The organism is Parasphingomonas halimpatiens, assembly GCF_036663795.1.
Classification (GTDB): domain Bacteria; phylum Pseudomonadota; class Alphaproteobacteria; order Sphingomonadales; family Sphingomonadaceae; genus Sphingomonas.
This window is the reverse complement of sequence record NZ_JAXOJP010000024.1, coordinates 22357-35401: the sequence shown is the minus strand read 5'-3', so window position 1 is coordinate 35401 and position 13045 is coordinate 22357. Positions and strand designations below refer to the sequence as shown.

The following is a 13045-nucleotide window of genomic DNA, read 5'->3' as shown; positions in this document are numbered from 1 at the left end:
TCCTCGCAATGGTCGTGCCCAACCGTATGCGCGGCGCCATAGGCGGCTTGATCGACGTGGCAAAGATGCTTGCTTGCCCGGTCGCACCGCCGTGCGGCGTCGCGTCATGCCGCCGGCAGGTTTGCCGGTACCGGCGCCTCGTCGTCGCGCAGACTGTGCAGCGCACGACCCGCCGTCTCGGGCAGGGCGAGCGTCGCCAGCATAGCACAGGCCATGCCCAGGATGGCGAGCACCGCCATCGCTGCGCTCAGCGGCAGCGTCCTGGCGAGCAGGGAAACCCCGGTTATGAACAACGCACTCGCGCCGCGCCCGAAATTATAGGCGAAGGCCTGGCCCGTGGCGCGCATCTCGGTCGGGAACAATTCGGTGAAGAAGGGGCCGAACGAGGCGTAGATGCCGAACTGGAAGAAGCCGTACACCAGCCCCATCGGGATCAGCACGGCCGGCGCGTTGCCCAGCGGCGCGAAGAGATAGATGGATGCGGTGACGATGAAGCCCGCGCCGAACAGCCGGAACGCGCCACGCCGGCCGACATGGTCGGAGATATAGGCGTTTACCAGGAAGCCGAAGAAGCCGCCGACGCTGTTGAACAGAACGCAGAACCCGGCCATCGACACGGTCATGCCGCGCTCGAGGGTCAGAAACGACGTCAGATAGTTGCTGACGGCAAACGCCGCTCCTTGCGTGCCGAGCGAGAGCATCGACGCGAGGAGCGTGATGCGAACGACCCGCTTTCCGAAGATGTCGGAGATTTTCGGCCGCTTGCCCGCTTCGGCTGCGCGCTGCGCCGCGGCGCGATAGATTTCGGGATCGTCCGAGCCGCGCCGAACGAAGAACACCAGCAGTGCCGGCAGCAAGCCGATCCAGAACACCGCACGCCAGCCGATATCGGCGGGCAGCGCTGCCGCGAACGGCCCCGCCAGCAACGCAGCGATTCCCGAGCCGATCGCGGCGCCGCTATGCACGGTGCCGAGCGCCTTGCCGCGGTGCTGCGGCGCGATCATCTCGCCGAGGAGCACGGCGCCGACTGCCCATTCTGCGCCAAAGCCGATGCCCTGCAAGACGCGCGCGGCGAGCAGTTGCTCGTAGCTCTGGGCAAATCCCGAAAGGAACGAGAAGATCGAGAACCACAGGATGGTCAGCTGGAGGATGCGCGCGCGCCCGAAGCGATCGCTCAGCCAGCCGCCGAGCCAACCGCCGATTCCGGCGGCGATATAGTTGGCGCTGGCGATGTAACCGGCCTGCGCGAGCGTCATGCCGAAGGCGACCATGAGCACGGGGATCAGATACTGGAAAACCAGCCCGTCGGCGGTATCCATCGCCCAGCCGGCACCGCACGTCCAGAACACCCGGCGCGTCTTGCGATCCGACTCGCGGTACCAGGTCATCATCGACGTTTCATCCTGTTCTTCGTGCGAGATGCGCACCCCGGGGGGCGCCTCGGACGAACCTGGGCGATGTCATACAAATGCCCGTCGCCCGACCTGGCATATTGGACCACCGTATCGGGCCGCCGCCCGGCGTCTTGTCCCGGTCGGTGCCGAAAGTTGCCCGCGCGCCCTCAGTGCTTCTTTGCGTCGGTCAGATCCAGGCCGTCGATCTGCGGCCCGGTCGGCGGCATCTCATAGCCATGCGCCGTCATCCGCGCGTCGGGAAGCTTCTCGCACGGCACACAGTCGGGCCAGTAGCGTTCCGGGACACGGCCGCTTACCGGGTTACGGTAGTTGAACCACATCGGCAGTATCCCGGGCCACTCAATCGTCTTGCCGGTGCCGCCGCGAAAACCTTCCTCGCGCCGCCCGAGATCGGAGATCTTCACATCCGGAGGGTATTTGGCCAGCAACGGGCTGGGCGGTGGCACTTCCCCGGCCGGGCGATCGACCGCTGCGGCCCAGCCGCCCTTCCAGTCGGGCGATGCGAAATAATGCTCGTCGATGGTCACGCTCCAAAGCCGCCAGATTCCGTTCTGGAGCACGGCCTGTTCATTCGGATACATCCCGGCATGCACGCCGCCCATGTAGAAATTGCTGGGCGTGGCGGCAGGCGCCTTCGACGTGCGCGGCTGGAACAGCCGGGTGCGCAAATTCGCCGACCGCCCGTCATGCGACACGTTGATCACCGGCTGGATGCGCCAGTGAAAGGAAATCGCGGCGCGCAGCTTGGCCGCGGGGCCCCAACTGGCGTTCACCGCGCCGAGTATACGGTCACGGCCGAGGAAATAGCCCGCGAATGGCGATTGCTTGTTGCCCTTGAGCGCAAAGATCGCCGCCATCTGCGGCCATTGGAAATCGTCGATGTAAAAACCATAGGCCGACGAGACATTCTCCACCCCGTCATAGGCTTGCGAGCGCGCGAGCCGCCGCGCGAGATCGCGTAGCGACGAGGCAGTCACGGCCGGCCTGGCACCCGCGCCCGGCTGGGCGGTCACGGTCTGCCCGGCCTTCGCAAGAAACGGCGGCGTCGATCGTCCGCCCAGCTGCAATGCGATACCGCCATTGCCCCAGCCATGCGCATAATCGGCACGCATCAGCGGGGTGATGCTCAGCGCCTGCAGCTTCCACACGCCCCCCTGCTTGACGAAGCGGTTGCGGAACGTCGAGAATTCCCAGAATCCCTCGTGCTTGTCGGCATCGCCCAGCATGCCGATCTCGATCCCGCGCGCGAAGGCTTCGCGGCCACCCGGCGATATCTCGACGGTCAGATCGAAGATCGGACGGTCGTTGAGCTGGCCGTGGTTGAGACCCTCCGGGCCCATGCGCTCCATCGCGCGGCGGACGCCGGCGCGACCGGCAAAGTCGCCCGCCCCGGCAATGTGCACCGCGGCACCATCCGCGAACAGATCGACGACATCGCTCCACATGCGACGATCGACATAATAGCCATAGGCGTTCTGCACGTTGCGGACGGCGTCTTCGTCGTTGAGCCGGGCGATCCTGGCTGCCAAGTCCTGCGCCGTTGCCCGCGTTCGCGGCGCGGCGCCTGTCGCTGGCGGGATCGGTACGCCGCTCTCGTTGGTGGTGAAGTGCACCGGGACGATCGGCAAGTCCTTGCCGCCGACATTGGTCCAGCCATCGGCATAGTCCCCTTCATATTGCGGATGATAGACCAGCGTTGCGATCCGCCAGCCGCCCGCTTCGCGGACATACTCATTCTCGTAGAGACCGCCTTCGATCCGCGCCGTGCCCTTGCCGTCGCCGAGAAAACGCATGCCCATCCAGCGGGCCTTGGCAGTGGTGCCGTCGGGTGACAGATTCTCGAGCGGCTCGTCCACAATCTCGGTGTGGAGCGAGCCCGGCGTTGCACCATTCATCGCGCCGGCATGCGCGCGGAGCCATGTCGCTATGGCCGCGCGCCCGGTTACCGCTTCATCGCCCCAGCGCAGGGTGGCATTGTCGGCGAACAGGGCGGCCATCGCATCCCACTGCCCAAACTGGCTGTACTGGGCATAATGGCGCTGCAGATTCTTGACCGCGCGGGCCGATTCGACCCGCTCGACGTCGCGCGCGAGGGCGTCGATCGGGCGCGGCGCCGGCACGCTCGTTGCCGCCGTCGCCATCATCATGAGGGTGGCGGACAATGCCGCCCCATATCGCCGTGCCATATCGCTATCCTGACCGTTGCCGTCGTTTCGTGCGGTGCCGCGTGCTGGCACGGGCACCCTCGCACAGGCAATGCTATCGATTCGGCACCGGCCAGGCTTGTTCAAAAAGACCCAACGTCTTGCCTTTTGGTGACGAATCCCGCCCGATCGCTCAGCTGAAGTAGAAGCGCAGAGCGGTGTCGGACAAGGCGCGCCGCGTTGCCGGATCCGGTACCCAGCGCGCCAGTTGCGCCAGCGCGCGCTCGTAGCTCATGCGCCTCTCATACCCGACAAAGGGTGCATCGCTACCCCAAAGCAACCGCTCGGGACCGGCTTGAGCCAGCAAGGCCGCCGCCGCCGTCTCCGCGATCGCCTCCGCGTCCGCAATGTCCGGGTTACGCCACGCCTCGGTACCGGCGAGCCGAAAGCCGCCCGACAATTTGATCCAGATCCGGCCGCGCTCCACCGCCTCCAGCGCCGCCTGGAACCCGGTGCAGGCAAGCCCCCGCGCCGGCTCGGGGTGACCGAAATGGTCCAGCACGATGCGCACGCCCGACTGCTCGAGCGCCGCAAGCACCGGCGGCAGGCGTTCGCCTTCGATCGCCACATGCACATGCCAGTCGAGGTCGCGCACCCGCCGCAGCAACAGACGGTGTGCTTCGTCGCTGAAGTCGGGCAGCGCCGTGCGGCGCGCGAGCTGGAAGCGGATGCCTACCACCCCGTCGTCGCGCATGCGGCGCAGGACATAAGGGTCGGTGTCGGGCGCGACGATCGCGGTGGCGCGCAGGCGCGGGCTGAGTCGCGCCGATGCGATGGTATAGTCGTTGTAGAAGCCCGAAATGCTCAGGCCGGACAAGACCCCGAAATGCACGCCGTGGCGATCGAGCTCGGCGAGATAGTCATGCGCCGTATAGTCGTAGTCAGGCGCCATCCACGCATCGCCGACAAGGGGAAGGTCTCGCGTGAAGACATGCGCGTGGCAGTCGACGATCGGCGCGGCACCGGGGGCTGGATCCAAGACGTCATTCCTCCATCACTCAGCGCGCACCCGCTACGTCGATATTAGCGCCAGCGATATAGGAAGCCGCATCCGATACTAGAAACATCACCGCCGCCGCGACCTCGTCTGGCGTACCTTCGCGTCGCATTGGCAGCGAATCACGGATTTCGTCGAGCCGCCCCGCGGCATGGATCTCGGTCGCGATCGGGCCGGGCGACACGCAGTTGACCCGGATGCCTTCGCTCGCGACTTCCTTGGCAAGGCCGATGTTCAGGCTGTCGATACCGCCCTTCGACGCCGCGTACCAAAGATGCTGCGCCGGCGCGCCGAGCGCAGCCGCGCGCGATGAGATCAGAACGATGGAACCGCCCCGGCCGCCCAGCCGGGTCGACATGCGCTTCACCGCCTCACGGCAGGTCAGCAGCGCCCCGGTCAGATTCACCTCGATGACCTTCGCCAGCGTCTCGTCCGACTGATCGGCCAGCACCCCGGTCCCGCCGGTTATCCCGCCATTATAGGCGAGGGCGACCAGGGTGCCGTGCGCGTCGACCGCCGCGAAGGTCCGTGCGATATCGGCGGGGTTGCCCGAGTCCGCCTGGATCGCCTCGCCGCGGCCGCCGCCCGCGCGAATCGCGTCGATGACCTTCTGCGCCGCCTCGGCGCGCCCGGCATAGGTCAACACCACGAAATAGCCCTGAGTCGCGGCGGCGCGGGCGATCGCCTCGCCGATCCCGCGACTGCCGCCCGTGACCAGAAAGATGCCCTTGCTCATTGGCCGTTCGAATACGTCATGGGGATATGCCTCTTTGCCGTCACGTCATGGGGGTCGATATCGCCGATCGCAGCCTCCTCAAAGGGAAAGCCCGCCGGCGATGACCGGCGGACTTCCCCCCTTTTCATCGTGCACCCAGTTAGGTGCACGTTTCACAGCGCCGTCAGAACTTCTTGCCGATCTCGACCGACCACTGGCGCGGCGCGCCGGGCTGGCCGTTGTTGCCGGGATAGCCGATGTCCTGATAAATGAAGAAGTTCTGGTAATAGAGTTTGTTGAACAAGTTCGTCACGCCGAACGCGAGGGTCACGTCATGATCCTCGTTGTAATAGGTGAGGCGGGCATTGAAGAGTGAATAGGCCGGCTGATTGAAGGTATTTCGCGCCGCGCTGGGGTCGATCGAACCGGTATAGGACCAATCGAGCCGTGGTGTGATCTTGCCGCCCAGGGACTCGACCGGCAGCGAATACTGGATGCCGGCGCTGGCGTTGATCTCCGGGATTCCCGCCAGCCGATCATTGGCGCGCGTTGCCGCACTCAGATCGGGGGAGGTGAACTTGGAATAGCCGATCGAGCCATTGATGAGCAGGCCCGGTAGCGGATTGGCCTCCGCCTCGATCTCGAACCCCTTCACTTTGCCCGGTGTGTTGACGAAATAGGTGCGCGGTATGCAGGTTACCCCGACGCCGTTGGCAAGGTTGGCCACCCCGTCGGTTGCCGCGTTGTAGGTACGGCACGTCGTGGCGCCGGCCCCGCCTGCCGGCAAGGAGACGACCGTCTGGTTGCCGGCGACGACAGCACCGGTCAGCAGATTCGGCTCGGCGCCGGTCACTGATGTGATGCGCGTCTTGTAGTCAGTGTAGAAGGCGGTGGCGTTGATCCGCAGCTTGCGGTCGAACAGGTCGGTCTTGAAGCCCAGTTCATAGGCCAGCGTTTCGTCACCGGCATAAGAGGACACCTGCGACGGCTGTTGCGGCCGGGTGTTGTAGCCCGGCAGGCGCGCACCGGTCGCTGCCGAGGCATAGACCATGACGTGATCGGTAAGATGGTAGTCGGCACCGGCCTTCCAGTCGAAGCGTTTGGCGTTCGGATTCACCTGGAAGATGGTGTCACCGACATGCGAAGACGTACCGGCGTTGGTGTCGAGCACGTTGCTGAAATCGACCGGCTTGCTGTCGTCCGAATAGCGCCCCCCCAGCGTGATATCGAGGCCGCTGAGCGGCTTTACCGTGACGTTGGCGAAGACAGCCTTGCTGACCGGCTTGTAGATGATGTTCTGGATTTTGTAGGCGCCGGTCTGGGGCGAATAGATGATTGCATGGGTGAAGCCGCTGCCCTCGAAGTAGAAGCCGCCGGCGACCCAGTCGATCAATCTCGACTTGCCGGACAAGCGCAGCTCAGCATTGGTATAGTGCTCGCCGATGTTGAGCAGGGTGTGCTCGAGCACGAGAGGCGAGGCATCGATGTCGAAGGCGTGGTGCTCGGTGAGATTGCGATAGCCGACGACCGCGGTCAGATCGATCCTGTTGGTTAGCCCGACGACGAGGCGGCCGGAGACGCCGCGGTTCTCGAGATCGGTGTTGGGGCTGAAATTGGCACCGCCGCGATTGGACCTGCCGTTGTGGAACGTGCTCCCCGGCACGACGACCCCCGATCCCACCGGATCCGAATAGGTGGCGTAGGTCGTGTAGGGATTGCCGGTCACGAAGCGGCTGTCATACGCCACGCCGAAATAGGCTGCCTCGGCCTGGAAATTGGCTGAACCGGGCCCGGTCACCGACAGCAGCTGGTCGGCCGGATTCTCCGACTGGTCATGGGTATAGTCGGCACTGACGGTGAGGCGGATGTTGTCGGCCGGCGCGAACAATATCGCGCCCCTGATCGCACGGACATCCTCGCCACCCTGATGGCCGATCGTGCAGTCGGTCGGCGCGGAGTTGCTCGCCGACGTGTTGATCGCGCTGGAATAGGGCAAGGAGCCCGCGAGTGCCGGCGTGCCGCGGCGCTCCATCTCGCAGCGGAAATCAAGAACGCGCTGATAGCCGTCGCGCTTCTTAGAGACCGCGCCGATCTGGATCGCCAGCATGTGGTTGAGCGGCAGGCTGAACCCGGCGCGGAAATCGTGACGGTTATAATCGCCGACCGTCACTTCGGCATAGCCGCTGGCCTTGGTCAGGCTGGGCTGCTTGCTGACGATGTTGATCGCACCCGCAAGCGCGTTGCGCCCGAACAGCGTGCCCTGCGGGCCGCGCAGCACCTCGATATGGTCGAGATCGAGCAGGTCGAAGTTCGACCCGAGCAGCAGCGGATAATAGACGTCGTCCACATAATAGGCGACCGCAGGCTCGGATCCGAGGCTGGTATCGGCCTGGCCGATGCCACGGATGAACGCGGTCACGCCCGGGCCGAAAGCGCCCTGGGCGCGACGGAAGGTGGCGTTAGGCACGATTGCCGAGAGATCGGCGGTGCTCTTGAGACCACGCTCCTGGAGCTGGTCCGACGTGACCGCGGTGATCGCGATCGGCGTCGATTGCTGGTTGGTCGGCTGGTGCGTCGCGGTGACGACGATGTCCTGGATGTCCGACTGGGTTTGATCAGATGCCTGCGCGTCGCTCGGCGCGGCCTGGGCCTGGGCCGCAGTGGTCGCCTGCGCCCCAGCGTGAGCCGCTGGGGTCATTGCCATGAACGCCAGGGTAGAAGCCGACGCTAAAATCGCCTTGTTCGCCATAAATCCTCCCAATTATGTTATCTCTTCACGGGCGAAGGCCTCCCCCCGGGAAGTATCCTCATCCAGCGATCGTCACCCTAGCGTCGGCATGTCCTTAAACTTGCCTGCATCGGCACCCCCATTTGCGGCGAATGGGGGCTATTGCAGAAAGCATGCGCGAAAGTGGGCTGTCTGGGATGAAGCCTTTTGCTCCACCGCTTCGCGCGCCCGCCAACCGGCTCGCCGGTCTTCAGAATGCGACAGCGTCTCCGCCCTTGAGGCCCAGCATTCGGCGCGCTTCGTCGGGCGTCGCGACGTCGAGCCCCAGTGCCTCGATGATGCCGCGGATCTTGGTTACCTGATCGGCGTTCGATTTCGCGAGTTCGCCGCGACCGATATAAAGGCTGTCCTCGAGCCCGACGCGCACATTGCCGCCGAGCAGCGCGCTTTGCGTGCAGAACGGCATCTGGTGCCGCCCCGCGGCAAAGGCCGAAAAGACATAGTCGTCGCCGAACAGGCTGTCGGCGATCGTCACCATATGGGCGAGGTTACGCGGATCGGCACCGATGCCGCCGAGAATCCCGAACACGCCCTGGATCAGGAACGGCGGCTCGATCAACTTGCGTTCAGCGAAATGCGCCAGGGTATAAAGGTGCCCGATATCGTAGCATTCGAACTCGAAGCGCGTACCGAATCCCTGCCCGATCTCGCGCATGATGCGCGCGATAAAGGCGTTGTCATTGTACATGATCCGCCCGGACGAGCCTTCGACATAATCGCGCTCCCAGCTGTGCTGCCATTGTTCGACACGCGCGCCCGCCCCGCTGAAGTCGAAGATCAGCGGCCCCATGTTGAGCGAGCAGAGCTCGGGCTGAAACGTCATCGCCGCCTCGAGGCGCGCGTCAAGCGACATCGTCGCGCTGCCGCCGGTGGAGATATTGATGACCGCGTCGGTCGCCTGCTTGATGCGCGGCAGAAACGCGCGGAAATGCTCCGCTGAAGGGCTTGGCCTGCCATCGATCGGATCACGGGCGTGCAGATGCAGGATCGAAGCGCCCGCCGCCGCCGCATCGATGGCGGCGTGTGCAATCTCGTCGGGCGTGACCGGCAGATGCGGCGACATCGACGGCGTGTGGATCGACCCGGTCGGCGCGCAGGTGATGACGATCTTCTTGGATGAACGCATGGTCGGGATCCTAAAGGCCGGCGTGACAGAGATATTTGTAGTTCAAATACTCGGCCATGCCATGATGCGAACCCTCGCGCCCGATTCCGGACAATTTGACTCCGCCGAACGGCGCCGCGGCGGTGGAGATAAGGCCGGTATTGATCCCGACCATGCCGGTTTCCAGATCGCGGCCGGCCCGCGCGATGATCTGCTCTCGCGTGGCACACACATAGGCGGCGAGGCCGAAGGGCGTATCGTTCGCCATCGCGATCGCCTGTTCGTAATGGTCGAACGCAATCACGCCGGCCAGCGGCCCGAAGGTCTCTTCGCGCGCAAGCAAGGCGTCGGGCGGCACGTCACGCAGCAGCGTCGCCGGGGATAAAAGCGAACCGTCGCCTTTGCCACCGGTCATCAGGCGCGCGCCGCGGGACAGTGCATCATCGAGATGGCGCTCGACCTTCTCGACCGCGCGTGCATTGATCAGCGGTCCGATGTCGGTTGCGGGGTCGAGTCCGTCGCCGACATTCAAGGCGGCGATGCGCGCCTGGAACGACATCAGGAACGCGTCATGGATTCCGCGCTGCACATAGATCCGGTTCGCGGCGATACAGCTTTGCCCGCCGTTGCGGAACTTGGCGATCATCGCGGCCTCCACCGCGACATCGAGATCGGCGTCGTCGAACACCAGCAGGGGCGCATTGCCACCAAGCTCGAGCGACAGCCGCTTGATGGTCGGAGCCGACCCGGCCATTAGCCGCGCGCCGATCGCGGTGGAGCCGGTGAAGCTGATCTTGCGCACCACGCTCGATGCGGTGACGATGTCGCCGAACAGCGCCGGCTCGCTCGTGACGACGCTCAGCACACCGGCCGGAACGCCTGCCTCCTCCGCCAGGGCGGCAAGCGCGAGCGCGGTAAGCGGCGTCTCGCTGGCGGGCTTGCAGACGATCGTGCACCCTGCCGCCAGGGCCGGCGCGATCTTGCGCGTCAGCATCGCCATCGGGAAATTCCAGGGCGTGATCGCCACGCAGACGCCGATCGGCTCGCGCTCGGCCATCAGGCGGCGACCCGGCATGTTGGGCGGCAGGATCTCGCCGATGATCCGCGTCGCCTCTTCGGCATAGAGTTCGATGAAGCCCGAACCATAGGAGACTTCGGCGCGCGCCTCGTTCAGCGGCTTGCCATTCTCAAGCGTGATCAGCCGGGCGAGATCTTCCTTGTCGCGCTCGATTACCGCGAGCCAGCGGCGCAGCAACGCCCCGCGCTCGCGGTGCGGTGTCCGTCCCCAGCGCGGAAAAGCCGCAGCAGCAGAGGCGATCGCGGCGTTGATCTCGGGCGCCCCGAGCGACGGGACCTGCCCGATGGTCTCGCCTGAAAACGGGTCGGTCACGTCGAAGGTCGCGCCCGAGGCGGCACCGTGCCATGCGCCGCCATAATATGCCTGCGCGCGAAGCAGGTCCGGTCGTGTCAGTGTCGCCCGGCGTGTATGCGTCGTGGTCAAGGTCCGTCCCATCTATGCGCGTTCAGCGCGAGCCGGCAGGATTGCCGCCCGGCCTTCGTACCGCGGCATGGCGTGCGGACTTTCCTTCATCGGCACACCGGGTTGCGCGGAACGGCGTCAGGCTGCCTGCGCGCCTTGCTGCGCCATGTGGCGGGCCGGGGACGCGCGCCGGAAGGTCGTTGCGCTCTCGTCCAGCTTGAGCCGGCGATATTCCCGCGGCGGCATGTCGTAGCGGTCGCGGAAGGTGCGTGTAAAATGCGGCGCGCTGTTGAATCCCCAGCCGAACGCGATCTCAGTCATCGAATGGCCGCGCCATGCCGGGTCGGCGATCTGCCGTGCGCATTGCTCCAGGCGCCGGCGCAGGATGTAGGCTGATACCGTCTCATTCTCGCTGGCGAAGATCATGCGGAGGTAACGCGACGAGAGTTTCATCCGCGCCGCGATCGAGGACGGGGTCAACTCGGGATCGCGCAGATGCTGCTCGATGAACAGCTTCACGGTCGCGCAGCGGCTACTCACGATCGCTGAACGCGATGCGGGCGTGTCGAAGGCAAGGGCATAGGCCGTGGCGATGATATCGAGCAGGTGACGGGCGACGCGCTCCTGATAGTGCAGCGATAATCCTGCCTCGAGATGGCCGAACAGGCTGAGCGCCATCCCCACTGCCGTCGCGGTCAATCCTTCACCGGCGCGCAGCGCCCGACCGCAAAAGCATTCGGGCGAAGGCAGATGCTCCTTGAGCGTGGAGGCTGCGACCTTTAGGAACAGCGCCTCGACATCGCCGGCAAACTTGATCTTCAAGGGCGCGACGCTGTCGCACAGCACGCAGTCGCCTTCGGCAAGCGTGATCGTGTTCCCATAGTGGCTGATCTCCCCGCTGCCGCGGATCTGCAGCATCAGGAAATAGGTGGGCGATGCGGTGCGGGCGATGTGCGCCGCGCCACGTTCGATCCCGGTCTTGGCGCAGGTCAGGCGAGCGATGCGCAGCGGGCCTAGGTCGCTGTCCGCCAATTCTGCCGAGAACCCCTCCAGCTTGGCTGGCTTGAAATCCATCGCTTCGACGCGCGCCGCGAAACCGTCATTCCACCCGCCGATCGCGGATCGAACCTTCAGATCACTCGTGCTGAAAACGTTCACAGAGCCATCTCCTACGACCAGGAGTTATTCCTCCCTGCGCACCTCCTATATCATATAGGAAATATGAAAAGCGAAAACTGTATCCCACACAAACGATCGCGTGAAATGAAGGTGGTCGCTGAAGGTGAGGTTACGCGTCGGTGAACGGTACGACGCGGGCGTAAGATCGCTTGATGTGCTCGCGCATCGCAGTTTCGGCCGCCTCCGGATCGCGCGATGTCAGTGCGTAGATCAGCGCGCCATGCTCGTTGACGGCCTCGGTTGCGACCTCGCTGTGGAAGCGCAGTCGGAAAATATGAAGATGCGAATGCAGCCGCGCAAGCGACTCGCGGATGATCTCGTTGCCGCTGCCCGCCGCCACCAGATCATGGAGCTCGGAATCTTGGTCGGCGAACTTGTCGTACGAGTCGCGCGAATCGCCCGGCGCCATAGCATGCGCCAACGCGACCAGATCGGCCATCGCGACATCGTCCATCCGCTCGGCGGCACAGCGCGCCGCGAACGGTTCGATCAATAGCCGCGCTTCGTAAAGCTGATCGAGTTGACGGCGGTTGAGTTGTGGCGCGCTGCAATAGCCGATGAAATGGCGCTTTGTGACGAGACCTACTACTTCAAGCATGCTGAGCGCTTCGCGGATCGGCGTCTGCGATACGCCCAGCCTGCGCGCCAGGCTGTCGATGGAGATACGCGTATCGGGAGGAATGGCGAGCGACATGATGTCCGCCCGGATCACCTCGAAGACTTCCTCAGCGAAACCGGGCGACCGCTTGATGCGATGCTGGTCGGCGCCGGGCTGTTCGGGATAGCCGCCATCGGGCTTCGCGCTCGCGCCCGCTTGCAGGATGGGGGATCGGCGCGCCACTTGGGCCTCCTCAATGAAACACGACGTGAGCGGCCCCCTCGCCACGATCGGCATCGGTCAGCTGTTGCCCACACCTACCATGGATATAACCCCCCCGCGAGGGAACAGATAGGCGTTGTTACCGTCATCGGCGTCAGCGCCTTGCTCCGGACGGCACGATTCTTTCCACGTTTCGCGCCGCTTGCGCCCGCCAATCGCCCCCGACGCAAGTCGCAGTGCCTCCTTGAGCAAGTCGCTTCATCCGGCCGGCCCTAGTCATTGTTTTTCAGGGACCAGGAAAAGCGAGTACGATGGCGTTGGGGGAACAGAGGCTGATCACGA

Annotated in this window: 9 protein-coding genes; all 9 read right to left on the bottom strand. The window is 64.8% G+C overall.

Features of this window, described 5'->3' with window-relative positions:
- Window positions 1–104: 104 nt before the first annotated feature.
- The 9 genes from U1839_RS19290 to U1839_RS19250 all read right to left on the bottom strand — a co-directional run bounded on the left by U1839_RS19290 (window position 105) and on the right by U1839_RS19250 (window position 12778).
- Window positions 105–1391 carry an MFS transporter gene (locus U1839_RS19290; RefSeq protein WP_332805209.1) on the bottom strand — a complete coding sequence of 429 codons (1287 nt, stop codon included), beginning with the start codon at window positions 1389–1391 and terminating at the stop codon, window positions 105–107.
- A 170-nt stretch (window positions 1392–1561) separates the two neighbouring features.
- On the bottom strand, window positions 1562–3601 hold the full coding sequence (locus U1839_RS19285; RefSeq protein ID WP_332805208.1) for a nuclear transport factor 2 family protein: 2040 nt from the start codon (window positions 3599–3601) through the stop codon (window positions 1562–1564).
- Between the two features lie 151 nt (window positions 3602–3752).
- Complete coding sequence (locus U1839_RS19280) at window positions 3753–4598, bottom strand: amidohydrolase family protein (protein WP_332805207.1); 846 nt, start codon at window positions 4596–4598, stop codon at window positions 3753–3755.
- A 19-nt stretch (window positions 4599–4617) separates the two neighbouring features.
- Complete coding sequence (locus U1839_RS19275; RefSeq protein ID WP_332805206.1) at window positions 4618–5352, bottom strand: SDR family oxidoreductase; 735 nt, start codon at window positions 5350–5352, stop codon at window positions 4618–4620.
- Between the two features lie 163 nt (window positions 5353–5515).
- A complete protein-coding gene (locus U1839_RS19270) occupies window positions 5516–8035 on the bottom strand; it encodes a TonB-dependent receptor (protein ID WP_332805205.1) in 2520 nt (839 codons plus the stop codon).
- Between the two features lie 274 nt (window positions 8036–8309).
- A complete protein-coding gene (gene kce, locus U1839_RS19265; RefSeq protein WP_332805204.1) occupies window positions 8310–9245 on the bottom strand; it encodes a 3,5-dioxohexanoate:acetyl-CoA acetone transferase in 936 nt (311 codons plus the stop codon).
- A 10-nt stretch (window positions 9246–9255) separates the two neighbouring features.
- Window positions 9256–10725, bottom strand: a complete 1470-nt coding sequence (locus U1839_RS19260) for an NAD-dependent succinate-semialdehyde dehydrogenase (protein ID WP_332805203.1) — start codon at window positions 10723–10725, stop codon at window positions 9256–9258.
- Window positions 10726–10842: 117 nt separating this feature from the next.
- Complete coding sequence (locus tag U1839_RS19255) at window positions 10843–11862, bottom strand: AraC-like ligand-binding domain-containing protein (protein WP_332805202.1); 1020 nt, start codon at window positions 11860–11862, stop codon at window positions 10843–10845.
- Window positions 11863–11992: 130 nt separating this feature from the next.
- Window positions 11993–12778 carry a GntR family transcriptional regulator gene (locus tag U1839_RS19250; RefSeq protein WP_332805201.1) on the bottom strand — a complete coding sequence of 262 codons (786 nt, stop codon included), beginning with the start codon at window positions 12776–12778 and terminating at the stop codon, window positions 11993–11995.
- Window positions 12779–13045 lie beyond the last annotated feature (267 nt).